Source organism: Agrobacterium sp. CFBP 3001 (assembly GCF_027871605.1).
Lineage (GTDB): Bacteria > Pseudomonadota > Alphaproteobacteria > Rhizobiales > Rhizobiaceae > Agrobacterium > Agrobacterium leguminum.
Genome location: NZ_JAQAHD010000001.1, coordinates 556,463 through 581,823, shown reverse-complemented (window position 1 = coordinate 581,823; position 25,361 = coordinate 556,463). Strand labels below are relative to the sequence as shown.

Genomic DNA, 25,361 nt, shown 5'->3' with positions numbered 1-25,361 from the left:
TGCGCGTGGCGTGGCGTCGAGTTCGCTTGTGCCGATCATAACTGTCCCGCAGGGCATCTCCACATCCGTCATTCCGGCCTCGAGCCGGAATCCAGCCGACGCGCGTCCGCGCGGCGTAAAGACTCCTTTCAGCCCAAGGACTTGCGCTGGCTGGATACCGGCTCAAGGCCGGTATGGCGGAAAGAAGGAGACCGCCCAGCTACATTGAGGGCATGCCCACTTCATCAGACGACGACGTGCGAGCCCAGTTCCACCACGCGGTTGGCTGGCAGACGGAAATAATCGGACGGATCGGCGGCGGTTTCGGCGAGCGCGATGAACAGGCGGTTCTGCCAGCCCGGCATCCCCGATTTCGGGTCCGGCACCAGCTTGCGGCGGCCGAGATAAAACGAGGTCGACATGATGTCGAATTTGTAGCCGGTGCGCCGAAGATACCCCAGCGCCTGGGTGACATTCTGGGTTTCCATGAAGCCGAAATGCAGTTCGACCACGGCGAAACGGTCGCTCAGTTTTGTCAGCGTATATCGTTCGGCAGGATGAACGCGGGGCTGGTCTTCGGTGCGGATCGTCAGGATGACGTTCTTGTCGTGCAGCACGTGGTTATGCTTGAGATTGTGCAACAGTGCGGCCGGCGCCGTCTCGGGATCGCCGGTGAGGAAGATGGCGGTGCCGGGCACGCGCACCGGCGCATGCGGGCTTTCCTTTTCCACAGAGGCGACGAAGGCCTTCAACGGCACATCGGTGCGGCGGGTCTTGGCGAAAAGGATTCTCGAACCGCGCTGCCAGGTGGTCATGATGACGGTGAAGGCGATTGCCAGCAGCACCGGCACATAACCGCCGTCGTGAATCTTCAGGAGGTTCGCGCCGAGGAAGATCAGTTCCAGCGCCAGGAGCGGAGCCAGCACGGCAATGGCCAGCCAGACCGACCATTGCCAGCGCTTGCGCACGAATTCGAAGAACATCAGGCTGGTGACGACCATCGCGCCGGTGACGGAAATACCATAAGCGGTGGCCAGCGCATCCGAACTCTTGAAGGTGAGCACCAGCGCCACGACGCCGAACAGCAGGATGGTGTTGACGGCCGGCAGGTAAATCTGCCCGGTATTGGTTTCCGAGGTGAAGAGGATTTCCATGCGCGGCAGGTAGCCGAGATGGATCGCCTGACGCACGAGCGAAAACGCACCTGTTATGACCGCCTGGCTGGCGATGATGGTGGCGGCAGTCGCCAGAATGACGGCCGGCAGGATCGCCCATTGCGGGAACATCAGGTAGAAGGGATTGGACATCGCCGCCGGGTCTTTCAGCACCAGCGCGCCCTGCCCGAGATAGTTCAGCGTCAATGCCGGGAAAACCAGACAGAACCACGCCCACTGGATGGGACGGCGGCCGAAATGGCCGAGATCGGCGTAAAGCGCTTCCGCCCCGGTGATCGTCAGGAAAACCGCGCCAAGCACAACGATGCCGTAGAAGCCTTCACTGGCCAGAAACTCCACCGCATGCCACGGGTTGAAGGCGAAGAGGATGCTGAAATCATCGGCGATATGAAGGAGACCGGCCAGACCCATGACGATGAACCAGACGGCAGTGATCGGTCCGAAGAATTTCGCCACCGTGCCCGTGCCGTGGGACTGGATGGCGAAAAGGCCGATGAGAATGCCGACAGAGATCGGGATGATGAAGGCGTCCATTTCCGGCGTGACGAGCTTCAGGCCCTCCACCGCCGAAAGCACCGATAGCGCCGGCGTAATCATGGCATCGCCCAGAAACAGCGCCGCGCCGATGAGGCCGAGCACGATGAGGACGCCGCGATGGGTGCCCGCCGTTTTCATCAGCAGCGCCAGCAGCGACAGCGTGCCACCCTCTCCGTCATTGTCGGCGCGCAGCAGCAGGGTAATGTACTTGAAGGTGACGATGATGGTCAAAGACCAGATCATCAGCGATGTGAGGCCGATGACTTCTTCCTGCGTCACGCCGTCATAGGCGATGGGCCGCAGCGCCTCGCGGAAGGCGTAGAGCGGGCTGGTGCCGATATCGCCATAGACGACGCCGATGGAACCAAGGATCGCGGCATAAAGCCCCTTGTTCTTGTGCTCGTCATCCGCATCCGGTTTCTCGGCAACATCCTTGTCAGCGATCTGGGACATGATGATCCTGGCTCCTCAGAGCCAGCCCTTCCAACGAAAAAAGAGAAACGGGATGATGGCGGACATCAGCATGACGATGAGCGCGAGTGGGTAACCGAATGTCCAGTTCAACTCCGGCATGAGCTGAAAGTTCATTCCATAAACAGAGGCCACCAGCGTCGGCGGCAGGAACACCACCGAAGCGATGGAGAAAATCTTGATGATGCTGTTCTGCTCGATGTTGATGATACCAAGCGAGGCATCCAGCAGGAAGGTCAGATTGCCGGAAACGAAGGAGGCATGTTCGTTCAGCGACTGAATATCGCGGCCGATCGACTTGCCCTGCTCCCGCGCGCCCTTGTCTTCGCGCACCTGATCGCTGGTGGACAGAAAGGTCTGCAGGCGCGCCAGAGATGCAAGGCTCACGCGGACCTTCGATATCAGCCGGTGATAGGCGGCGATGTTGCCGAGGCGGTCTTCGAGATAGCGCGGCGCCTTGCGTTTGGAACGAGCCTGGCTGCCGAGAATGTCGGCAGCGAGATTGTCGATGCCGGCGACAGAGTTTTCGAGAATTTCCGCCGTGCGGTCGACGATGGTTTCGAGCAGCTTCAAAAGCAGCGCCGTGCCGCTGCGCATCTCGTGCGGCGCGCGGGTAATGGCGGCAATGAAAAGGTGGAACGATTTCGGCTCGGCATAACGGATTGTCACCAGACGCTTGCCAACCAGAACGAAGGCGACGTCGGTGAGACGGGGATCATCCGAATCCGCCTTCCATACCAGAGAGGCGGTCATGAAGACATTGGCGTCTTCCATATAGAGACGACTGGAAGGCTCGATATCCTTCAGGTCTTCGCGCGTCGGCAGTTCCACGCCCAGCAGCTTTTCCACATGCTGCTCTTCCGCCCTGTCCGGATTGACGAGATCGATCCAGACGATGTCGTCGGGAATCTGTCCGGAGCCGTCGTCTGACGACAGGCTGATCGCCTCGCAATTGGCGCGATAGGCTTTTATCAATCCGTTTCTCCGCTCCACATTGCAGGCTTCAGCCGCAATGCTGCTTAACATATCCTGTTTGCGCTCGGCAAACCCTTGGACGACACTTCAGGGAACGCCGGAACGAGCGGGATTTTCACAATCTCGCCAGCCCGATGGACCAAGAGCCAAACGGCGCAGGCGTATGCGCCCAAAGCGAGATGCAATCAAGCAATATTTTTTCTCGACAGCATTGCAGGCGAAGCATTTCTGCAGCTCAAATCCGGAAAGCCTGCCCGATACTGGCGATTAGTCTTCTGTTTTCAAAGGATTATTCAAAGCGGGCAGACACCTGCCCGATTTTGTGTCCATGATTGCCGCGCTATTCGAAAACGATCTTCGGCGCCGCTTTTCTCTCGCCCGCACCGATGCGCGCCCAGACTTTTTCGGCAATATCGCGATAGATCGCGGCCTGCGGGCCATTGGGCTCGGCGGCGACGACCGGCGTTCCGGCGTCCGACATTTCGCGGATGGAGATGGTGAGCGGAACTTCGCCGAGGAAGGGCACGCCGATCCTTTCAGCCTCCGCCTTCGCGCCGCCATGGCCGAAAATATCGTAGCGCGCGCCGGTATCGGGCGCGATGAAATAGCTCATATTCTCGATGACGCCGAGGAGCGGAACCTCCACCTTGCGGAACATGGTGATGCCCTTGCGTGCGTCGATCAGCGCCAGATCCTGCGGCGTGGAAACGATAACGGCGCCGGCGAGCGGCACCTGCTGGGCGATGGTCAACTGCGCGTCGCCAGTGCCGGGCGGCATGTCCAGCACCAGCACATCCAGTTCGCCCCAGGCCACTTCGCGCAGCATCTGCATCAGGGCGGACTGCACCATCGGCCCGCGCCAGATCATCGCGGCTTCCTCATCCACCAGAAAGCCCATGGACATGACCTTCAGCCCATAATTTTCCATGGGAAGGATGATGCGGTCTTCCTGCTGCTGCGGGCGGCCGGAAATTTTCAGCAGTCGCGGCAGCGAAGGGCCGTAAATATCGGCATCGAGCATACCGACCTTGAGGCCGAGGGCCTGAAGACCGAGCGCCAGATTGACCGCGGTGGTCGACTTGCCCACCCCGCCCTTGCCCGAAGCGACGGCGATGATGGCCCGCACACCCGGGACGCCCACCTTCGACGAGCCGGGCTGTTGGGCCGGCCGGCCGGTTGCGGCGGCGGGGCGCGCGGGTGCGGGTTGCTGCTGGCCGGGCTTGCGGTCGGCCGTCAGCGCCACGACCGCGCCGACGATACCTTCCACGCTTTTGGCCGCCTGTTCGGCGGCAAGCCGCAACGGCTCCATCTCCGCAGCCTTGTCGGCCGGGACAGTGATCGAGAAATAGGCCTTCGCATCGGCGATGAAGATTTCCGAGACCATGCCGAGTGCGACGATGCTCTTGCCGCTGCCGGGGTAAATTACCGCTTCCAGCGCCTTTTCCACCTGGCTCTTGCTGACCTCTGCCATATTCCTGCTCCGCTTCATCATCCGACCGGTATTGCGTGCCATCCATAGAGAAGCCGGAGCGCTTCGCCAATGCCAAAGCGCGACAGTCCGGCATTCGCGACGATTTAACGCTGCGGTTTCAGATTTCGTCGTCCATCTCGAGCGTTTCCGGATCGAAAACATGGCCGTCGAAAAAACAGTCGGGGCCGAGCACCAGACCCGTTCGCGATGCGCCGACGTGAACAGGCTCGCGCAGCGTGCCCTCGAGCTTCAGATTGGCACCCGGCACCGGCACGAAAAGCGGCTTCATCGCCTTGCGGAAAATATCCGGCCGGTAGGCGTTGCGGGCCGCCTCCACCACGGCGGGATCGAACCGGTAATCGGCGGAAACCTCGCCCCAGCGCAACATCTGGCTGAAGAACCACAGGGCCTGGCTCTGCCATGGAAAATTGGCGGCCTTGGCGCTGGTCACGAAAAACTCCTGAAAACGCTGCATGTCCCGCTGCGAGGTGGAAATATAGCCGGTCAGCGCCGGCAGCAGGAATTCGCCGTTCTCATCCATATATTGAGGGGCGGCGAGGATGCCGGCCAGTTCCTCGATATTGGCGGCATTGGCGCACCATTCGCCGGCACGGTAAAGGGCACGCAGCAGCCCTTCCAGAAGGGCGGGATTGTCCTCCACCCAGCGCTTCTTCGCGGCCAGTATCTTTTCCGGCGCATTATGCCAGATCAACGCCCCGGTGGTGACGATCCGGCCCGCGCCGCCGAGCACCACGGCGCTGCCCGCGGGTTCGGCGGTACAGAGCGCATCGACCTTGCCGCTTTCCAGGAGCGCCGGCATCGCCTTCGGCAGGGCCTCGACGATTTCCATATCCCGGCCGAGCAGCACGCCGCAGCTTCCGAGCAGGTAACGCAGCGCATAAAACGGCGTGGAGACGATATCCTCGACCGCAAAGACCGGCAGATTTTTCCCCGCCGCCCGGCGCGCGGCGCAGACACGGGCCATGGCGCGTCCAAAAGTCGCCGGGTCCGGCAGCTTCAGCCCTTCGCGGTAGAGTTCGTCATAAAATCCGTGGGAAACAGTCGTTGCGGATCCACCGAGGGAAAGCGTGAAAACGCCGACAATATCGGCCGGCAGGTCATCGAGGCCGACAGCGGAGCCGACGGGAACCGGAGCGGGCAGATGCGCGACGTGAACGCCATCCTCACCAAGCGTCGCAAGCACGACGCGGGCGGACTGTTTTCGGAAAAGTTCGAGTTCTATGCCTTCATCGGCAGCAAAGCCTTTTTCGGCAGCGGCTATCAGCACGGCGCAATCGATAGTCGGAGAAAATCCTGCTTTTACCTTATGCCGTTCCGGCAAACGATTTCTCCTTTCCGGTGATTCGAAAAGAGGATCGCCCAGGAAGCGGTTTATCACAATGATAAAATTAAGATTTCGCTATTTTATCAGGCCGACCCGCAGCGCTTTTGCGACGGCCTGGGTGCGGTTGACCGTGTCGAGTTTTTTCGTCGCGCGGTTCAGGTAATGATTGATGGTATGTTCCGACAGCATCATGATTTCAGCGATTTCGGCGCTGGTCTTGCCGGCGGCGGTCCAGTTCAGGCAGTCAATCTCCCGCTCGCTCAAGGTTTCGGGAACCCTGAGATCGAGGCGACGGATTTCAGACAGCCGGGCAAAGACATGGCTGGAAATGTAAAAAAGCTCCGCAAGCCGGCTGGCGGGCACAGACGTCTTGTTGCCGGAAAAGGATACCGCGCCGCGCCGCATGGTGATGTCATGAACGGGGAACCAGACCGAATTGATCATCTCGAACCGTTCGAAAAGGTTGATTACGGTTTTCCTGGCGATTTCTCCGTCGCCTCTGACCAGAAAATCCATGGAGACGGAAAAGGGCACGGTCGATTTTTTTAACTGCGCCATCACCCGGCTGGTCTGGAGCATGCCCTCTTCATCGTAACGCTGCAGAAGCTCGGCCGGCCAGCTGGTGATGATCGTATATTGCGACAGTTCGCTCGCCACTTCCGAAGACAGGTCGAGCACCATGAAAGCCTTGAATTCCCAGGCCTCCGTCAGCCGTTTCAGAAACCGGAATATATCGAATTGCGTGTTGAGATCGGCGATCTCGCGAACGCAATCAACACCAATCGACTGAACGGCGGTCGTCTCTGTTTTCTGCATCAAAGCTGTTCTTCGAGAATGAGAAAATGCCGCCGCAAAGGCCCGCCCTTGCCCGGAAATTGTTGCGGATGTTACTCAGCAAAACGATTCATGCAAACAAAAGTTGAAAACTTAATTCATAATAGTCGAAAATAATGTCGAACGCATAAGAATGGGTGCATGGCCGGCGGTTCCGGACGGGCAAATCCAGGGACTGCGCGCTCTGTTTTCTTCAACCATCCGCAACCGGGGATAATCTGCAGGCTAGATCGTCGGAAATCCTGTCGGCTGTCTCGCGCACCAGGGGGGCCCATTTGCGAAGTTGTTCCACATCCACGCGATAGGCCGGGCCGGTGACGGAAATCGCCGCGCGAAAATTGCGGCCGGGCGCCCGGACGGGTGCTGCGACGCAGTGAATTCCGATCTCGTGCTCCTGAAGGTCGAACCCGTAGCCGTTGTCGCGAATGGTCGCCACCTCCGCCATCAGCGCTTCCGGCGTCGTGACCGTGCTTTCCGTGAAGCGATGAAAATCCAGCGCCGCGGCCAGCTGCGCCAGATCGTCGGCGGAGAGTAGCGACAGCGCCGCCTTGCCCACCCCGGTGCAATAGGCTGGCGAGGTTTTGCCGACCTGCGAATGCATGCGCAATGTATGCTGCCCCTCCATCTTGTCGAGATAGGTGACCTGCCTGCCGTTCAGCACGGCGAGATGCACCGACTCCTGAGTCACCTCCTGCAACGCCGCCAGATGGGGGGCCGCGACGCTGCGCAGGTCGTTGCCGCTCCAGGCTTTCGCGGCCAGTTGCAGCAACCTCAGCCCCACGGCATAGGTCTGATCGGCAGCGTGATCGACAAGGCCTTCGGCAACGAGATGGGCGAGCTGGCGGTGAACCGTGCCGCGCGGCTGGCCGCAGGCTTCGACCACATCGGTAAAGCGCATCGGTTTTTCAGCAAAGGCGATCAGCTCCAGCAACGAGACGGCCTTGCCGAGCGTGCCTGTCTCAACTCCGGCTTTCCGTTGCATCACCGTAACCGCATCAGGCTTCTGCCGATTGGGCTTTTTATTATCGGGCATGGCAACATCCACCATCATCTGCCTTGACATAAGCGTGACGCCAAGAGAATAATTCCATTTAGTAAAATCTAGTTCCAAATAATGGAACAATCAAGCCTTTCATGGACGAGATGATGCCGATGACGCAAGCCCAATTTCCGGACCTCAAGGATGCGGGCGTGCTCGTCACCGGCGGCGGTTCCGGCATCGGGGCATCGCTGGTAGAAGCCTTTGCGATGCAGGGCGCGAAGGTTTCGTTCATCGATATTGCCGAAGAGCCGAGCCTGGCGCTCGTCAAGCGGCTTGCGACAACGGCGCCGCATCCGGTCCACTTCTTCAAGACCGACCTTCGCGATATTGCGGCGATCGGAAAGACGGTGGAGGCGGCGGCTTCCGCCACCGGCGGCATCAAGGTGCTTGTCAACAACGCCGCCTGGGACGACCGCCACGACATAGACACAGTGACGGAAGCCTATTGGGACGCCAATCAGGCGGTCAATCTCAAGCAGATGTTCTTCACGGTTCAGGCAGCCCTGCCCTATCTGCGGCAGGCGAAGGACGCCTCCATCGTCAACTTCTCGTCCATCTCGTTTCTGCTCAACATGGGCGAGTTGCCCTCCTATGCGGCGGCCAAGGCCGGCATTATCGGGCTGACGAAAAGCCTCGCCGGCCGGCTGGGCCCGGAAAACATCCGCGTCAACACGCTGCTGCCCGGCATGATCGTGACGGAGCGGCAGAAGGAACTATGGCTGACGGATGAGGGCATTGCCGCCACCACCGCGCGGCAATGTCTGAAACGCACGCTCGTCGCCGCCGATCTGGCGGGTCCGTGCCTGTTTCTCGCATCATCGGCATCGAGCGCCATCACGGCACAATCCATAATCGTAGACGGAGGCCTCCTATAATGTCCAAACCCGCTTTCATCGCCGTCGACTGGGGTACGACCAGTTTCCGGCTCTGGCTCATGAGCCGATCGGGCGCGGTGCTGGCGGAGCGCAGAAGCACGGAAGGCATGACCACCGCCATGCGGACCGGTTTTGCCGATGTGCTGCAATCGCATCTCGACGCCATCGGCGCGCCGGAAGGTTTGCCGGTTCTCGTCTGCGGCATGGCAGGCGCGCGGCAGGGCTGGGTCGAGGCGGGTTATATCGACGTGCCGGCATCGCTTTCGGCGGTTCTCGATGGGGCGGTTCGCGTGCCGGGCCAGGCGCGGGATGTGCGCATTCTGCCGGGACTGGCACAGCGGGATCAAAACGCGCCCGATGTCATGCGCGGCGAGGAAACGCAATTGCTTGGCGCTCTCGCTTCCTCGGATGCCGGTGAAAAGCTCGTCTGCATGCCCGGCACCCATTCCAAATGGGTGACCGTGAAGGATGGCGGCGTGACGGGTTTCGCCACGTTCATGACCGGCGAACTTTTCGAAGTCGTCTCGAAACAGACGATCCTTTCCCATGCGGTGGCCGAGGCCGAAGCCTTTACCGGCGAGCATGCGGCTTTCACGGCGGCGGTGCGCGACATCTATGCCAATCCGCAGCTTGCGACCAATCGCTTTTTCACCCTTCGATCCGGCCAGTTGCTGCACGGCCTTACCGCCACCGACGCCAAGGCCAAGCTCTCCGGCATCATGATCGGGCTGGAAATCGCCGGCGCGCATTCCACCGCGCGGCGCGAGACACCGGTGGTGCTGATCGGTTCCGGTGCGCTCGGCGCCCTTTACGAAGGCGCCTTCACCGCCCTTGATATCCACTATACGGTCATCGATGCAGACGAGGCCGTGCGGCGCGGATTGCTGGCCGCTGCAAATGCCATCTGGCCATAAGAAGAAAGATCTACCATGCGTATTCCCTTCCCTTCCATCAAATATCCGCTAATCGCCATCCTGCGCGGTCTGAAACCCGAGGAAACCGAGGGCGTCGTCGGCGCGCTGATCGAAACCGGCTTCCGCGCCATTGAAATTCCGCTCAACTCGCCCGATCCGTTCCGCTCCATCGAGATCGCCGCGAAGATGGCGCCCGCCGATTGCCTGATCGGCGCGGGTACCGTGCTCAGCGTGGAAGACGTGGCCTCGCTGGATGCGGCCGGCGGCAAGCTGATGGTGAGCCCCAATGCCGACGCCGATGTGATCGTTGCCGCACGCGTCAAGGGCATGGTGACGATGCCGGGTGTTCTGACCCCCACCGAGGCGCTGGTGGCCGCGAAGGCCGGTGCGACGGGGCTGAAGTTCTTTCCCGCCAGCATCATCGGCCCCGCCGGCATCAATGCGATCCGGACGATCCTGCCGAAGGATCTCGTCATCGCCGCCGTCGGCGGCGTCTCGGACAATAATTTCGCTGAATATACCTCGGCCGGTATCGTGGCTTTCGGGCTTGGCACCAGCCTTTACAAGCCGGGCATGACGGCGGCGGAGGTGCGCGAACGCGCCACTGTCACACTTTCAGCCTATGATGCAGCCATCGGAGGATAAGAGCTTGGCGACTGTTTTTCCCTTTGCCGGACGTGTTCTGGACGAGACGCCGATGCTGCTCGGCGAAGGCCCGACCTTCGACCCTGCGACCGGCACCGCCTGGTGGTTCAATATTCTCAAGCGGGAACTGCATGAGCTGCATCTCGCCTCCGGCCGCAAGACCGTGCACGCTTTGCCCTTCATGGGCAGTGCGCTCGCCAAGGTCAGCGACAGCAAGCAGCTGATCGCCTCCGATGACGGGCTTTTCCTGCGCGACACGGCAACCGGCGTGCTGACGCTGCATGCGGAGCTGGAAAAGGATTTGCCCGGCAACCGCTCCAATGACGGGCGTATGCACCCTTCCGGCGCGCTGTGGATCGGCACCATGGGCCGCAAGGCGGAGACCGGTGCGGGCAGCATCTATCATGTCGCGAAGGGCACCGTGACCAAGCTGTTTGCCGAGATCAGCATTCCGAATTCGATCTGCTTCTCGCCCGATGGCGCGACGGGATATTACGTCGATACCAAGGTGAACAAGCTGATGCGGGTGCCGCTCGATGCCGATACCGGCCTTCCCGCAGGCAAGGCTGAAGTCTTCATCGATTCCACCGGTATCAAAGGCGGCATCGACGGGTCGGTCTGCGATGCCGAAGGGCATATCTGGAACGCCCGCTGGGGCGTGGGTGCCGTGGATCGTTACGATACGGACGGCAATCACATCGCCCGATATGAGGTGCCCGGCGGACAGACGACCTGCCCGGCCTTCATCGGACCCGACGCATCGCGCCTTCTCGTCACCTCGGCGCGCGAACATCTCGACGACGACGCCATTGCCGCCAATCCGCAGCATGGGTTGACGTTCGAGCTGGGGGTTGAGGTGAAGGGCCGGTTCGAGCCGCTTTATCGGTTGTGAAGCGCGGCGTAGGCCGCCCGCAACAAAACGCGGAGCGCCTTCTGGCAAGGGTTGTTCCCGAAACGACCTCCCTCATTCCTGTGCTTGTCACAGGAATCTAGCCAGCCCAAGTCCTTGGGCTGAAAGGAGTCGTTTCGCCGCGCAGACGCGCGTCGGCTGGATTCCTGTGACAAGCACAGGAATGAGGGTTGGGGGCTGCCTCGCCCCACATTCATGGTCACCCGGTTTTCAGGAAATATCCGACAATATCTCGCGGTAATTCTCGTGCAGATACCGCTGGGTCGCGGCGGCATCGGCGGGGCGGCCGTAGAAATAGCCCTGCCCCATGGCGCAGCCGAGTGCGCGCAGCTTTTCCTCTTCCGCCCGTTCTTCGATCCCTTCGGCCACGACCTCGAGATCGAGCCCTTCGCACATGGCGACGATGGCCTTGATGATATGTTCCGAGGGGCGGTCGCTGCTGATACGAGAAACGAAGGCGCGATCGATCTTCACCTTGTCGAAGGTGAAATCGCGCAGGCGGCCGAGGCTCGACTGGCCGGTGCCGAAATCATCCAGCGAAATGCGAACGCCGGCGCTCTGCAATTCGCTGATAATGCGCTGGGCGGTATCGGCGGAAGTCATGACAGCCGTTTCGGTGATTTCAAGCTCCAGCCGGTGCGGGTCGAGACCGACACGCGAGAGGATGGAGAGAATATTGTCCGCCGTGCTGGGGTCCATCAATTGCGCGGAAGAGAGGTTGAAGGACAGGAAGAGTTCACGCGGCCAGAACAGGGCCGCCTCTGCCGCCTTTCGGAGCAAAGCTTCCGACAGCGCATCGATGAAACCGCGCTCTTCCGCAAGCGGCACGAAAACAGCGGGCGATACGAAACCGAGGTCCGGATCGTTCCAGCGGGCCAACGCCTCGAAACCGATGACCTTCGCCTCTTCCAGCCTGACGATGGGCTGGAAATGCACATCGATGGCATCGGTGATGATGGCGTTTCTGAGCGCCTGTTCCAGTTGCGTCGCCCGCTTCATTTCCTGCGCGATTTCGCGCGAATAGACCGTGATCTGGCCGCGGCCACGTCTCTTGGAGCGATAGAGCGCCGTCTCGGCGCTTTTCAGCAAATCCTCGAATTCATCGCCGGCGAAGGGATAGATGGCAAAACCGAAGGAGGAGGACAGGCGGACATTGCGGTCGCCGAGATCGTAAGGGGCAGAAAGCACGTCCTTGATCATGTTGCCGATGCGCTCGGCGCCCGTGCGCTCGAACACCAGCGGCAGCACGAAGGCGAATTCGTCGCCGTCATGGCGCGTCACGACCGCGCCATCGGGAATGCAGGCCTTCAGCCGGTGCGCGACCTGGCACAGGATTTCATCACCCGCCTGCACGCCGAACAGATCGTTGATGGGTTTGAAGCCGTCTATATTGGCGATGCCGACCGTGAAGGGCGCGGGATCGCTGGAGCGCTCGCTGGCAAGCATGCGAATCTTGTCCCGCAGACGGTAGCGGTTGCCGAGCCCCGTCAGCGGGTCGCTGTAGGCCATCGCCTGCAGCTCGTTCTGGCTGACCTGCAACGTTTGCGGCTCTGCCCGTTTCATTCCTGCATCTCGTGAATCCTGTGTCGACCGCGCTCACAATGCAGGGCAAGTATTAAAAAAGCCATAGCCTCCTGACAAAGGCTACGTCATGCCTGCAGCCGCAGGACATCATTGCCGAAAAGCCGCAGGAAAACCGCCTCGACCATATCCGGGCTGACGGGCTTCAGCAGCATGTCGTCCATGCCGGACGCCCGGCATTTATCGAGATCGCCCTCGAAAGCGTGGGTGATGACGCCGACGATGGGAATGTGCTTTTCGCCGCAAAGGCTGCGCATGCGGCGCGCGACCTCGAAGCCGTCGATATCGCCCAGCGTCGTGTCGAGCAGGACGGCGGAAGGCGGCTGTTCGGCAAAGAGACGCAGGGCTTCCTCGCCCGAGGTGGCGAGCCGCCAGGAAAGCCCGAGACCCTCGAGTATCTGCGAAAAGACGATCTGGTTGACCCTGTTATCCTCGACAAGAAGTATATCGCAGACGCCGCCGGTCTTGAGGATTTCCGGAAGATCCTCCGTCATGATCTCCCAGTCCTCGTCGGCGGTTTTCTCCTTCGGAGACGATTGCAGCCCGGCCGCAAGATAATGCAGCAGCGAAGCGTCTATTTCCTCTTCCTCGATGGTGACGACGGGCAGATCATGCGCGGCGGCAATATCAAGGCAGGCGACGCTCATCTGGGCGTCGACAACGACCACATCGATGCTCACACCGGCGGAGGTCGCGACATCGATGAAGGCGCGCTGCTCGTCCTCGCTCGTCACCGCCGCATGGTCCATGCCGCCTGCCGTCAGCCGGCGACCGGCGGCTTCCGCAAAGCGTCCGTTTTCAGAGACGATCAGCACCGCCTTGCTCTTTAAAACGCCGCCGCGCTTGTCCGTTTCCTCATCCCTGCCGTAAGTGGAGGCGACGAAAGGGACATGTTCCAGCGAGGGGATGACGGGCATGCCGTTGGCATCGATGGTCGCGAGAGCGGTCACGTCCTCCATCGTCGTCACCAGGAAATATCGGCCCGGTCTGCCCACACGCTGTTTGCGGGTGATGGTCAGCACCTCTTCGCCATTCAGCCGCCGCACCCTTTCGGGGATGACGCTCGGCGTGCCGCTATCCAGCACCATGCGATCGGCTATATCGATCCGTCCGGCGACCTTGCGCGAGTGGAGATCGAAAACGGTGCGGCCGAGAATGCTCTCGGGGCTGGTTTCGACCAAGGCGCAGGCGGATTTGTTGACGGCGGCATAGGCCATGTTCCGGTCCTTGACGAAGACGGGAAACGGCAGATTGTCGAGAATATCCTCGATGAGCTGCACGCGCTCGAGGTCGATGCGCCATTGCTCTTCGCGCTTCTTCTGTTCGGAAATATCCGCCACCACGCTGATGCCGAGGCCCGACGGCAGGCGGTTCATGACGAAGCGCAGGAAGCGTTCTCCCTTCAGCCGCTCGGTTTTTTCCGATCTTTCCTTCCAGTGCAGCGCCAGCCGCTCGCCGATCCATTCCTCCCGGCCGAGCGGGCGGGCATTGGCGGAGAGGCTTTCCGCCTCCAGCAGATAACAATCGTAAAGCGCGCTCAGATAGTCGCGCAGCCGTGCGCCAGGGCCGATGACGGCCTCTTCCAGCGGAAAAAAGCTCAAGAGTTTCCGGCTTGCGAAAATAATGTGATCGTTCCGGTCGTAAACGACGATCGCCGCGCCAAGCGCGTCGCAAAGGGCATCAAGCATCACCGTATGAACGCCCGCGCCAGAGGACGCCAAATCACTCAACTGCAAACTCCCGCCTGTTTTTCAGGGGTCAGGCTTATGTTTCTAGTGGAATCGTCCGGGGCTGATGCCGGGATGAAACGAAAAATTCCGAAAAAGAGACATCAGGGTTTGCAACTTGAAGCAGTCTTGAGGGGAAGATGACGCTCACCCATATTCGACGTCACACACCGCCCGGCGAAGGCGGCCCCGTTCCTGCGGTCATTTCAAGCCGCCTCACCATAATCAAGGCCGATTAAAGGCGGATTAACGCTTAATGCCAAGTTGACGGAAATGATCGAATGCCGGACAGGCCGCAAAACATGTGCAAATTTCCGCAGTTCGAGTTTTTTGCTTTCGAAGCCACGGCGAATCCGCGAAAATGACGATCATGGCCATCAAGCAGCTTTCAGAAACCCTCATCAACCAGATCGCCGCCGGCGAGGTCATCGAAAGACCCTCCAGCGCCACGAAGGAACTGGTGGAAAACGCCATCGACGCCGGCGCGACCCGGATCGAGATCGCCACGGCGGGCGGCGGCAAGGGGCTGGTGCGGATCACCGACAACGGCTGCGGCATGTCGCCCGCCGATCTGGAGCTTGCGGTCAGGCGTCACTGTACCTCGAAGATTTCCGATACGCTTGATGATATCCGCACGCTCGGGTTTCGCGGCGAGGCGCTGCCCTCCATCGGCTCGGTCGCCAAGCTGACGATTACCAGCCGCCAACAGGGCGCGGAACAGGGTTCGGTGATTTCCGTCACCGGCGGCAAGGTGTCCGATGTGCGGCCCGCCGCCTCGAATGCCGGCACCATCGTCGAGGTGCGCGACCTGTTCTTCGCCACGCCGGCGCGGTTAAAATTCCTGAAAACGGAACGGGCGGAGGCGGCGGCCATCACCGAGGTCGTCAAACGGATGGCAATCGCCTTTCCGCATATCCGTTTCGTGCTCTCCGGCACCGACCGCTCGACGCTCGAAATCCCTTCGACCGGTGACGACCATCTTGCCCGCATGGCGCAAATCCTCGGTGCCGAGTTCAAGGACAACGCCATCGAAATCGATGCCGGGCGCGAGGATGTGACGCTCACCGGTTTTGCCGGCGTGCCGACCTTCAATCGTGGTAACTCGGCGCATCAATATGTCTTCGTCAATGGCCGCCCGGTGCAGGACAAGCTGCTTTTATCCGCCATTCGCGGCGCTTATGCCGAAACCGTGCCGCATGGGCGATATCCGGTCGCGGTGCTGTCCATCACGCTCGATCCCGCCTTTGTGGACGTGAACGTGCACCCAGCGAAATCCGATGTGCGTTTCCGCGATCCCGGCCTCATTCGCGGGCTGATCGTCGGCGCGATCCGGCAGGCGCTGACCCGTGACGGCGACAGGGCCGCGACGACAGGTGCGAGCCAGATGATGAACGCCTTCCGCCCCGGCTACAGCCCGTCCGGCCTCCGGCCCTCGCCTTCCATGGCGGCCCCCGCGCCATGGTCCGCGGCCACGTCCCCGTCGCGGCCGCTCGCCGTTTCCGGAAACATGCAATTTGCCGAAGCGGTGCAATCGCGCTTTTCCGATATCACCATGCCGACGGCGCGGGCCGAACCGCGCGAGGCTTACGAGGCCTCCCCTGACTCTTCACCAGAGCCGCTGGTGTATCCGCTTGGAGCGGCACGGGCGCAGCTGCACGAGAACTACATCATCGCGCAGACGGAAAACGGCCTCGTCATCGTCGACCAGCATGCCGCGCATGAGCGGCTGGTGTTCGAACAGATGCGCAATGCGCTGCATTCAAGGCGGCCGCCTTCGCAGGTGCTGCTCATCCCTGAAATCGTCGACCTGCCGGAAGAGGATTGCGACCGGCTGATGGATCATGCCGCCGGTTTCGATGCGCTGGGGCTCGTCATCGAGCGTTTCGGGCCGGGCGCGGTCGCCGTTCGCGAAACGCCCGCCATGCTGGGCGAAGTCAATGTGCAGGGGCTGGTGCGCCAGCTTGCCGACGAGATCGCCGAATGGGACGCCGCCTCCACGCTTGCCAACAAGCTGGAATATGTCGCAGCCACCATGGCCTGCCATGGCTCGGTGCGCTCCGGCCGGCGCATGCGGCCGGAGGAGATGAACGCGCTTCTGCGGCAGATGGAAAACACGCCGGGTTCCGGCCAGTGCAATCACGGCCGTCCGACCTATATCGAACTGAAACTTTCCGATATAGAACGGCTCTTCGGCCGTAGCTGACGCTTCATACACGCACGAACGGTGGGGCTGGCCTTGCGCCGCGCCGGGCTATATAAATTTGAGATACTGGAGCACCCAATTGTTCAGGAAAACGCTGCGCCGTTTCGGACTGGGTGCCCTGACGGGACAGAGCAGGAGACGAAAACGGATGAACAGATTTGAAGGAGGCGGCAACCGCCTCGCCGTCATCGAATATCTCGACGGTGACTTCCGCATCGTCCAGACCGGCTCGCACGTCATCTGCGCCGTGACAGGCAAGACAATCCCCGTAGATGAGTTGCGCTACTGGAGCGTGGCGCGGCAGGAAGCCTATGTGGATGCGGCGGCTTCGCTGGAAGCCGAAAAGAAGGCTGGCAATTTGCCGGCGTGAGTTGGGAAGCGGCGCATTGAGTATGGCGCGTGTGCCTCCCCTCATCCCTGTGCTTGTCACAGGGATCCAGCCAGCCCAAGTCTTTGGGCTGAAAGGACTCTTCCCGCCGCGCGGACGCGCGTCGACTGGATTCCTGTGACAAGCACAGGAATGAGGGGAAGTGAGTATACGGCGGTTTATCTTCTTCTCGGTGCTCTAAACCGACGTCCGCGCATTGTCCCGCAGGAGACGCGCACGGCAGTTCCTCACCGCCGTATCGATGATCGTCGCGGCCGCGTTGGGGTCGTCGAACACCATGTCGATTTCGATCACCAGGCTGTTCCACAGCAATTCTTCCGCCCGACCGTGGTGCCCGTTAAGCCGCACCGCGTCCTTGGCCGTCGTCACCAGTTGCAGGTTCTCTTTATCGGCGTCCTGCAGAAGATCGGCGATCTCGTCGTCGCTGAAATGGTGATGATCCGGGAAAGAGCGCTGCAGCACGATGTCGCCGCCGAGCGCCTCGACGGTTCGATAGAACTTGGCCGGGTCGGCGATGCCCGCATAGGCCAGCACGCGCCTTCCCCTGAAATCCTGCGGCTCCTGCGGCGTGATCGCCGCCACGAAGACGGGTTTGGCAGCCTTTGCCGCCTGCCGGACCAGGGCATCGGCCGCATGGCCATTGCCGACCTTCAGGAGCCCGGTCATGTGCCGCATCTGCTCGGCAAGCGGCGCCCTCACCGGGCCGCCCGGCACAAGATGGCCGTTGCCGATGCCACGCATCGTATCGATGACGACAAGCGCATAATCCAGCGTCAGGCGTGCGCTCTGGAAGCCGTCATCCATGATGATGAGATCAACGCCTTCCTTCACCAGCCGGTGTGCGCCTTCCACGCGCTTGCGGGAAATGACCGTGACCGCCTCTCGCGCCAGGAGCAGCGGCTCATCGCCGACATCGGCCGAGCGGTGCTGTCCGGGATCGACAAGGGTGGTGACGTCGAGCGTGCCGCCGTAACCGCGGCTGAGAAATCCGGGTTTCAGGCCCTTTGCAACGGCAGCTCTCGCAATTGCCATCGCCGTCGGTGTCTTGCCGGCCCCACCCACGGTGAAGTTGCCGATGCAGATGACCGGAACGGCAACGCTTGCCCTCTTCGCCGTTCGCATCCGCCGGCCGGCGATCTTGCCGTAAAGAAGCGAGAAAGGAGACAGGAGCCACGCCTGCCAGCCCGCTTTCTGCCACCAGAACGGCGGCGCTTCAGAAACCATCTATTCCCGCTCCCGGCCGCGTCGCCCACGGCATTCCGTTCGCCCGTCACATGTCAGGAGGTTGTTTGCCAGAAAAAACCGTAAATTGCAAAAATGGAATAAACGGGCTTGATGGAGCCGCACCCGGCCCGGCGGAAATTCCACCGGGCTCAGAGAGCCCGTTCCGGCAAAAGCGCTTCAAGCGCCGTGATGTCATCGAAACAAAAATCGGCATCTGCGCCAAGGCTTTCGCGTGAGCCTGTTCCGGTCAAAACGGCGATACGCAAACCGGCACCGGCGTTCTTCGCCATATGCAGATCGTGATTATTGTCGCCGACCACCGCCACACGCTCCGGCGGGAAGCCTATCGCCTCGCAGAAACCGAGAACCATGCCGGGCTGCGGCTTGGTGCCGTAACCGCTGTCATATCCCGCGACAAAATCGACGTCGTTTTCGAAACCGAAGCGGATGGCCGTCTGGCGGATGGAGTTTTCATTGTCGCTGGAGGCGATGCCGAGCTTGTAGCCGCGGGCCTTCAGCCTTGCGAAAAACGCCTTGAGATCGGTCACCGGCACGGATTTATCCGCCGCCTCGGTGAACAACCGGTCGAGGCGCGCCGTCAGCTCCCCGACATCGCAGGTCGAGCCGGCGGCAACCAGACCGGCGGCGATTTCCGCGGTGTTGCCGGCGGCCAGAAGGCTGTCCGGCACCACATGACCGGTAACGGGGTCCATGCCGCAGGCGGAAAGAAGCCGGTCGGCAAGAGCGGGATCGCCCTTGGCGGCAATCGCCGCAAGCTCGCGGTTCACCGGACCCCAGCTGGCGTCATAACCGAGAAGCGTTCCGTCCTTGTCGAAAAGGACTGCGGCGATCGATTGCGCCGCGTTGAGTTCGATATCCGCTACCATGAACCGATGGCGCTCCGCGGTTGCAGCTTGGCGGAAACGGTGAGCGGATTGATATAGGGTTCCAGCGCCTTGACGGTGGAGGACAGCGCACCGCGCATATCCTGAATGACCCGGTTGCCGGCATCGATCATCTTGTAACGCTCATTGTCGTTGACCAGCAGATAATGCACCGCCTTGGCCAGCATCTCCACATCGCGGATGATACGACCGCCGCCGGCGCGGATCAGCTTCTGATAGGCCTCGCGGAAATTCTGCACATGTGCACCAGACAGCACGGCGCAGCCGAGCATGGCCGGTTCCAGCGGGTTCTGCCCGCCCTCGGCAGTCAAGGAGCGGCCGACGAAGGCAAGCTCGGTCAGGCGCAGATAAAGCCCCATTTCGCCGATGGAATCGCCGAGGAAAATATCGGTTTCCGGCGTAATCACGTCATTGCGGCTGCGGCGGGCGACCGAAAGATTCATGCCCTTCAGCATCGCCTCGACATCGTCGCCGCGCTCGGGATGGCGCGGCACGATGATGGTCAGTTGCCCATTGCGCGACTTGATCGCCGCATGAACGGTGGCGGCAGCCTTCTCCTCGCCGTCGAAAGTGGAGATGGCGGCCCATGTCTTGCGATTGCCGACCTGCTTGCGATAGCTCTCCAGCAGCGCCTCGTCGCATGGCGGCGGGTCGGTGTCGCCCTTGAGGTTGCCTGAAATCACCACCGGCCAGGAGCCGAGATCGCGGAAACGTTCGGCATCGAGATCGGACTGCGCAACCACCAGCGCCAGCTTGGAAAACAGCGATTCAGCAATGTCATGCCGGGCTTTCCAGCGGTCGAAGGAACGGTCGGAGAGGCGCGCATTGACCCGGATCTGCGGAATGTGCCGGCGTTCCAGCTCCATCATCGTCACCGGCCAGATTTCCGATTCAGCGGTGATGGCGGCATCCGGCGCCCAGTAGGTCAGGAAACGGTTGACCGCGATTTTGATATCGAGCGGCACATATTGATGGATCACATCGTCGCCCAGCCGCGTGCGGGTCAGTTCGGCCGATGTGACGGTTCCGGTGGTCAAAAGCACGAAGATATCGCGCTTGCGGATTTCGCGGATCAGCGGAATAAGCGCCAGCGTTTCACCCACGCTTGCGGCATGGAACCAGACCAGCGGCCCGCGCGGGCGCTCGGCGCTGGCATAACCGAAACGCTCAAGCCGACGGCGCTTGTCTTCCTTGCCCTTCGCCGCCCGATAGGAAAGATAGGGCTTCGCGAACGGGTAAGCGGCGATACCGGCAATGCGGTAACCGGAAAGAGCGAAACGTGCGATACGGCTGCTCATGACATTCTGCCCTTGATCATTCCGCGCAATGCCCTTCCCCTGTTTTTGGTTGTTATCGCCGCCTACTTCTTCTCAAATTGCGTCATTTTTTGTCATCGGAAACGAAAGCGCGATCACATTTTCTCGCCGCGGTATTCCCGGCCTGCGCCGCTCGCGCAGGAATCACGGAAAAACTCGCTTTCACCCAATAGTATTACAACGCAAGGGCAAAAGGACTCAAATTTTGTCGTCCGGATTGAGAAGACGGTGCATATGCACGATAAAATAACGCATATGGGCGTTATCGACGGTCATCTGCGCCTTGGACTTCCATGCGGTGAGCGCGGAAGCATAGTCCGGATAGATACCGACGATATCGAGCGCGTTCAAATCCCGGAACTGAACATCCTGAAGGTTTTCCAGTTCGCCGCCGAATACGAGGTGCAGCAGCTGTTTCTGTTTGCCAGATTCCGTCATGTCTTTGTCTCTTTCTTAAACTCTGAGAGAGGCCTTCATCTGCGGGATTTCCCGGCAAACGTCAACTGTCAGACAGATGTGAAAACGCTTTCAAAAGTGCAGGCAGCGCATAATCTGCTGCAGCGCACAATGCGGGGTGGTTCACCTGCCGGCGATTATACATCAGAGGTTTTCCATCGAGCCCGACCAGCCGGCCGCCAGCCTTCTCCAGAATGAGGTCGGCAGCGGCGAGATCCCACTCGTGCGAGTTCGCCTTGACCAGCGTTCCGTCGATGCGGCCATCCGCCACCATGGCCAGCCGGTAGGCGAGCGAGGGTACGTGCGGAATGCGCTTGACGCCACCCCGCACCTCTTCCGGCAGATGCGTGATTACGTCTTCTGGCGCCGCCAGATGGAAGATGCCGGCATTTTCACGCGCGGCAAAAACGGGCGCTCCGTTTTTCAGCGCTTCGCCGCCTTCCAATGCGGTGAACTCCTCGGCAAGCGCCGGGGCGACAAGGGCCGCTACCACCGGCCGGCCCTCATGCACCACCGCGACGCTGACGCACCAGGTATCCCGACCGCCGATGAAGGCACGGGTGCCATCGATGGGATCGACGACGAAGACGGTGGAGCGGGAAAGCCTGTCCGTATCGTCATCCGTCTCTTCGGAGAGCCAGCCGTATTCCGGCCGGGCGGAGCGCAGGATGGTTTCGAGAATTTCATTGGCGGCGTAGTCGGCCGCACTGACCGGCGAAAGCCCGCCATTCTTCCACCAGACCTCGGGATCCTTGCGGAAGAAACCGAGGGCCGTCTCGCCCGCCTTGCGGGCGGCTTCGAGGACCAGCCTCAGATCGGAGGCCCAGCGGGCCTCAGCCATATCGTTCATTTTGCCGTCTTTTCCGCGCGCCTCACACGGCGCGCCCGTTTTTCTTCTCGCACTTGCACACAAAGTGCCGGCGAAAACAACCCGCGGGCCGTCTCACTTGCCCGCGATCGTCATGCCTTCAATGGCGAGCGTCGGGGCAGCGACGCCGTATTTACGGTCGATATCGTTGGCCGGCGTGACCCGCATGAACATGTCCTTCAGGTTCGAGGCGATGGTGACCTCGGAAACCGCGAAGGTCTTTTCGCCGTTCTCGATCCAGAAACCGCTCGCTCCGCAGCTATATTCACCCGTGATCATATTGGCGCCGTGGCCGATCAGTTCGGTGACGTAAAAGCCGGTTCCGACCTGTCGCAGCAGATCCTCCGGCGAGAGATCGCCTGGCTCCAGCGCCAGATTGGTGGAAGCCGGCGAAACCGCCGTGCCGCCGCGCACGCCGCGACCGTTGGTTTCAAGGCCGAGTTCCCGCGCCGCCGAGGTGGACAGGAACCAGTGCTTGAGAACACCGTCCTCAATCATCGTCATCTTCTCGCCGCGCACGCCCTCGCCATCGAAGGGACGCGAGGACGGGCCGCGCACGATCTGCGGATCGTCGGTGAGATAAAGGCCCTTTTTCAGAACCTGCTGACCCATCTTATCGCGCAGGAAGCTGGTCTTGCGGGCAACCGAAGCGCCGTTGATGGCGCCGGCAATCGCACCGACAAAACCGCGGGCGATGCGCGGATCGAAAACCACGGTGATGTTGCTGCCGGTATCGACCTGGCGCGGGCCGACACGGCGCACGACTTTTTCCCCGGCGCGACGGCCGATTTCTTCGGCGGCATCGAGATCGGCATAATAAAGGCGGCTGTCGAAATCGTAGTCGCGCTCCATCTTGGTGCCTTCGCCGGCGATGACACTGACGGAACGGCTGAAACGGCTGCCCATATAGCTGCCGGAAAAACCGTGCGAGGTGGCAAGCACGAGGCCGCCCATGCCGCTCGATGCGCCGGCGCCGGAGGAATTGCTGACGCCCTTGACCGCAAGTGCTGCCTCTTCCGAAGCAAGGGCTGCCTCGCGCAGCTGATCGGCCGACACTTCCGTCGCATCGAAAAGCTGAAGATCGTCATAGGAAGTGGCCAGCCGTTCCTTGTCCGCGAGGCAGGCAAACGGGTCTTCCGGCGAAACCTTCGCCATCGCGACGGCCCGTTCCGCCAAGGTCTTCAGGTCGAAGCCCGGATTGGCGGAAACGCTTGCCACCCGGCGGCCAACGAAGACGCGCAGGGAAAAATCGTCGCTTTCGGAGGATTCGGTGCTTTCCACCTTGCCGAGCCGCACGCCGACCGATTGCGAGCGGGAGCGGACGACAACGGCATCCGCCTCATCGGCACCGGCGGCGCGGGCAAGATCGACAAGCTGGCTGGCGCGATCGAGAAGTTTGGAAGAATCTATTTCTGAGGACATGAGTTGGCCTTTCATTCCTGTTCCATTTATTGTGCCAAGAACCCCGCATCAAGGGCGAAACGCCGCTTTCTCCATTCGGACGGTATTGTCGCCACCCTATTCGAAAGTCCGCCCGCATGACCGAGCACGACGCTCTCTTTTCCGAACCCCTGCTGCTTCTCGCCGGCGCGGTCATCGCGGCCTCGGTTTTCCGCAAGCTTGGCCTTGGCACCGTGCTCGGTTATCTGGTGGCCGGCATCATCATCGGGCCGTTCCTGCATCTGGTCACGGATGCGAAGGACATCTTCAACGTCTCGGAACTTGGCGTCGTTTTCCTGCTCTTCATCATCGGTCTCGAACTGAAGCCGTCGCGCATCTGGCAGATGCGGCGCGATATCTTAGGGCTTGGGATGGCGCAGGTGCTGGTGACGGGCAGCGTGCTGGCGGCCATTGCCTGGTGGGCAGGGCTGATCGACTGGCGCGGCAGCCTCGTCGCCGGTTTCGGCCTTGCGCTTTCCTCCACCGCCTTTGCGCTGCAAATCCTTGCCGACGACGGCGACATGAATACGCGGCACGGCAACCGCTCCTTTTCGATCCTGCTGTTTCAGGACCTCGCCATCGTGCCGCTTCTTGCACTCGTCACCATTCTTTCCAACCGGCCGGATGTGCCGACGGATTCGATGGTGTCCGATCTCATCGCCTCCGTCGTTGCCGTGGCCGGCATGGTGCTGGCCGGGCGTTATCTGCTGACGCCGATGTTCCAGATCATCGCCCGCACCGGTGCGAGGGAGGTGATGATCGCCGCCGCCCTCTTCGTCGTCATTGGCGCCGCCGCCATCATGGAGGCGGTGGGTTTGTCGATGGGCATGGGCGCGCTGCTGGCGGGGCTGATGCTGTCGGAATCTTCCTACCGGCACGAGCTGGAAGCCGATATCGAGCCGTTTCGCGGGTTGTTTCTGGCGCTGTTCTTCATGGCGGTCGGCATGTCGCTGCACATCCATATCGTCTATGAGCATATTCTGCTCATCCTGATCGCCGTGCCGGCGATGATGGCGGTGAAGGCGGCGCTGATCTATGGCCTTTGCCGCATCGCCGGCTCGTCGCGTTATGCATCGAGCCGCATCGCGCTGCTTCTGGCGCAGGGCGGCGAATTCGGCTTCGTGCTCTTCACCACCGCTGCCGCCTCCGGGCTGTTTCCGCAGGCAACGGCCTCGATCCTCGTTGCCGTCGTCACGCTTTCCATGGCGCTGACGCCGCTTCTGGCGGTGATTTCACGCCGGCTGACGGCGGAGGATGCGGAAGAGGACAAGCTGGAAGAGGATTTCGACGGGGCGGGCGCGGATGTGCTGATGATCGGCTTTTCCCGTTTCGGCCAGATCGCCTCGCAGATCCTGCTCGCCGGCGGGCGCGACGTGACTGTCATCGACAGCTCGGCCGACCGCGTGCGTCAGGCCGCCCGTTTCGGCTTCCGCATCTTTTTCGGCGATGGCACCCGCAAGGACGTGCTGATCGCCGCCGGCATCGAGCGGGCCGATCTCGTTGCGGTCTGCACCCACAAGAAGGAGGTGACCGACCGTATCATCGACATGATCCAGTCGGAATTTCCGAGCGTGCGCATCTATGCCCGCTCCTATGACCGCGTGCATTCCCTCGACCTCAGGAAAAAGGGCGTGGAATATGAAATCCGCGAGACGCTGGAATCGGGTCTGCTGTTCGGCAGGCGCATTCTGGAGGGGCTGGATATGGATGGCGAAAGGGCGCTGGCGATTGCCGACGACATTCGCGAGCGCGACGAGGAGCGGTTGCAGCTACAGGCCGTGGAAGGCCTCGCCGCCGGCCGGCAGATGCTGCACAACAAGCCGGTGCGCGAGGTGAAGCCCGAACCGCTGATGAAGCCGAAGACCAAGGCGGAAAAGTGGGAAGAAGAAGAGGATGCGGAGGACAGCGAGACGGAAGTTTCGCTGTGAATTGAGTTCAACTTAGTGACTGGGAGCGCCGCGCTTGTTTCTTCTCCCCGCCGGGGAGAAGTCCGCGGCAGCGGGATGAGGGGGCAAGAGTAGCGATATTCGGAGAGGGTACCCCCTCATCCGGCCCTTCGGGCCACCTTCTCCCCCTCGGG

At 61.3% G+C, this 25,361-nt stretch carries 21 protein-coding genes; 7 read left to right on the top strand and 14 right to left on the bottom strand.

Annotation, left to right across the window (positions count from 1 at the left end):
* Positions 1-224 precede the first annotated feature (224 nt).
* The 6 genes from PH605_RS02810 to PH605_RS02785 form a co-directional block, all read right to left on the bottom strand.
* The gene (locus tag PH605_RS02810) at positions 225-2,144 is read right to left on the bottom strand and encodes a potassium transporter Kup (RefSeq protein ID WP_065654348.1); all 1,920 of its coding nucleotides are present in this window, start codon (positions 2,142-2,144) and stop codon (positions 225-227) included.
* Positions 2,145-2,159: 15 nt separating this feature from the next.
* A complete protein-coding gene (locus PH605_RS02805; protein WP_065654349.1) occupies positions 2,160-3,137 on the bottom strand; it encodes a magnesium transporter CorA family protein in 978 nt (325 codons plus the stop codon).
* 340 nt (positions 3,138-3,477) lie between these two features.
* Complete coding sequence (locus tag PH605_RS02800) at positions 3,478-4,608, bottom strand: Mrp/NBP35 family ATP-binding protein (protein ID WP_078051189.1); 1,131 nt, start codon at positions 4,606-4,608, stop codon at positions 3,478-3,480.
* 118 nt (positions 4,609-4,726) lie between these two features.
* Positions 4,727-5,950 carry a CmpA/NrtA family ABC transporter substrate-binding protein gene (locus tag PH605_RS02795; protein ID WP_142843974.1) on the bottom strand — a complete coding sequence of 408 codons (1,224 nt, stop codon included), beginning with the start codon at positions 5,948-5,950 and terminating at the stop codon, positions 4,727-4,729.
* Between the two features lie 78 nt (positions 5,951-6,028).
* Positions 6,029-6,769 carry a helix-turn-helix transcriptional regulator gene (locus PH605_RS02790; RefSeq protein ID WP_142843975.1) on the bottom strand — a complete coding sequence of 247 codons (741 nt, stop codon included), beginning with the start codon at positions 6,767-6,769 and terminating at the stop codon, positions 6,029-6,031.
* Positions 6,770-6,980: 211 nt separating this feature from the next.
* Complete coding sequence (locus PH605_RS02785) at positions 6,981-7,850, bottom strand: IclR family transcriptional regulator (protein ID WP_161987665.1); 870 nt, start codon at positions 7,848-7,850, stop codon at positions 6,981-6,983.
* Between the two features lie 71 nt (positions 7,851-7,921).
* Here PH605_RS02785 and PH605_RS02780 point away from each other — a divergent pair, with 71 nt between their 5' ends.
* The 4 genes from PH605_RS02780 to PH605_RS02765 are packed head-to-tail and all read left to right on the top strand — an operon-like array spanning position 7,922 to position 11,155.
* Positions 7,922-8,704 carry an SDR family NAD(P)-dependent oxidoreductase gene (locus tag PH605_RS02780; RefSeq protein ID WP_161987667.1) on the top strand — a complete coding sequence of 261 codons (783 nt, stop codon included), beginning with the start codon at positions 7,922-7,924 and terminating at the stop codon, positions 8,702-8,704.
* Positions 8,704-9,618 (top strand): 2-dehydro-3-deoxygalactonokinase, encoded by a 915-nt coding sequence (locus tag PH605_RS02775; protein ID WP_142843977.1) that lies wholly within the window; start codon positions 8,704-8,706, stop codon positions 9,616-9,618. The genes PH605_RS02780 and PH605_RS02775 overlap by 1 nt, the downstream gene beginning before the upstream one ends.
* 15 nt (positions 9,619-9,633) lie before the next feature.
* Complete coding sequence (locus tag PH605_RS02770) at positions 9,634-10,263, top strand: 2-dehydro-3-deoxy-6-phosphogalactonate aldolase (protein WP_142843978.1); 630 nt, start codon at positions 9,634-9,636, stop codon at positions 10,261-10,263.
* A 4-nt stretch (positions 10,264-10,267) separates the two neighbouring features.
* Positions 10,268-11,155, top strand: coding sequence for an SMP-30/gluconolactonase/LRE family protein (locus PH605_RS02765; protein ID WP_142843979.1), 888 nt, complete (start codon positions 10,268-10,270; stop codon positions 11,153-11,155).
* A gap of 228 nt (positions 11,156-11,383) precedes the next feature.
* On the opposite strand, the gene PH605_RS02760 is transcribed toward PH605_RS02765, so the two are convergent.
* Both PH605_RS02760 and PH605_RS02755 read right to left on the bottom strand, forming a co-directional pair.
* Positions 11,384-12,736, bottom strand: coding sequence for a putative bifunctional diguanylate cyclase/phosphodiesterase (locus PH605_RS02760; protein ID WP_003521030.1), 1,353 nt, complete (start codon positions 12,734-12,736; stop codon positions 11,384-11,386).
* Positions 12,737-12,822: 86 nt separating this feature from the next.
* Complete coding sequence (locus PH605_RS02755; protein ID WP_065654838.1) at positions 12,823-14,442, bottom strand: response regulator; 1,620 nt, start codon at positions 14,440-14,442, stop codon at positions 12,823-12,825.
* A 409-nt stretch (positions 14,443-14,851) separates the two neighbouring features.
* On the opposite strand from PH605_RS02755, the gene mutL reads away from it, so the two are divergent.
* Both mutL and PH605_RS02745 read left to right on the top strand, forming a co-directional pair.
* The gene (gene mutL / locus PH605_RS02750) at positions 14,852-16,684 is read left to right on the top strand and encodes a DNA mismatch repair endonuclease MutL (RefSeq protein ID WP_142844259.1); all 1,833 of its coding nucleotides are present in this window, start codon (positions 14,852-14,854) and stop codon (positions 16,682-16,684) included.
* 148 nt (positions 16,685-16,832) lie between these two features.
* Positions 16,833-17,054: a DUF2093 domain-containing protein gene (locus PH605_RS02745; protein ID WP_003521027.1), complete on the top strand. Its 222-nt coding sequence runs from the start codon at positions 16,833-16,835 to the stop codon at positions 17,052-17,054.
* A 195-nt stretch (positions 17,055-17,249) separates the two neighbouring features.
* Here the strand turns inward: PH605_RS02745 and lpxK are convergent, their stop codons facing one another.
* The 6 genes from lpxK to PH605_RS02715 form a co-directional block, all read right to left on the bottom strand.
* Positions 17,250-18,296 (bottom strand): tetraacyldisaccharide 4'-kinase, encoded by a 1,047-nt coding sequence (lpxK, locus tag PH605_RS02740; RefSeq protein ID WP_065654357.1) that lies wholly within the window; start codon positions 18,294-18,296, stop codon positions 17,250-17,252.
* A 149-nt stretch (positions 18,297-18,445) separates the two neighbouring features.
* Positions 18,446-19,183, bottom strand: coding sequence for an HAD family hydrolase (locus PH605_RS02735; RefSeq protein ID WP_142843980.1), 738 nt, complete (start codon positions 19,181-19,183; stop codon positions 18,446-18,448).
* Positions 19,177-20,499: a lipid IV(A) 3-deoxy-D-manno-octulosonic acid transferase gene (waaA, locus tag PH605_RS02730; RefSeq protein ID WP_003521024.1), complete on the bottom strand. Its 1,323-nt coding sequence runs from the start codon at positions 20,497-20,499 to the stop codon at positions 19,177-19,179. Before waaA ends, PH605_RS02735 begins: the two co-directional genes overlap by 7 nt.
* Before the next feature lie 216 nt (positions 20,500-20,715).
* A complete protein-coding gene (locus PH605_RS02725; protein ID WP_003494094.1) occupies positions 20,716-20,955 on the bottom strand; it encodes a DUF4170 domain-containing protein in 240 nt (79 codons plus the stop codon).
* A gap of 61 nt (positions 20,956-21,016) precedes the next feature.
* Positions 21,017-21,823 carry a 3'(2'),5'-bisphosphate nucleotidase CysQ gene (locus tag PH605_RS02720; protein ID WP_080856002.1) on the bottom strand — a complete coding sequence of 269 codons (807 nt, stop codon included), beginning with the start codon at positions 21,821-21,823 and terminating at the stop codon, positions 21,017-21,019.
* 93 nt (positions 21,824-21,916) lie between these two features.
* Positions 21,917-23,263, bottom strand: a complete 1,347-nt coding sequence (locus tag PH605_RS02715) for a TldD/PmbA family protein (protein ID WP_003522934.1) — start codon at positions 23,261-23,263, stop codon at positions 21,917-21,919.
* A 116-nt stretch (positions 23,264-23,379) separates the two neighbouring features.
* Between PH605_RS02715 and PH605_RS02710 the strand changes: the two genes are divergently transcribed.
* Entirely contained in the window at positions 23,380-25,209 is a 1,830-nt protein-coding gene (locus PH605_RS02710) for a monovalent cation:proton antiporter-2 (CPA2) family protein (RefSeq protein WP_080852599.1), read from the top strand.
* Positions 25,210-25,361: the final 152 nt, after the last annotated feature.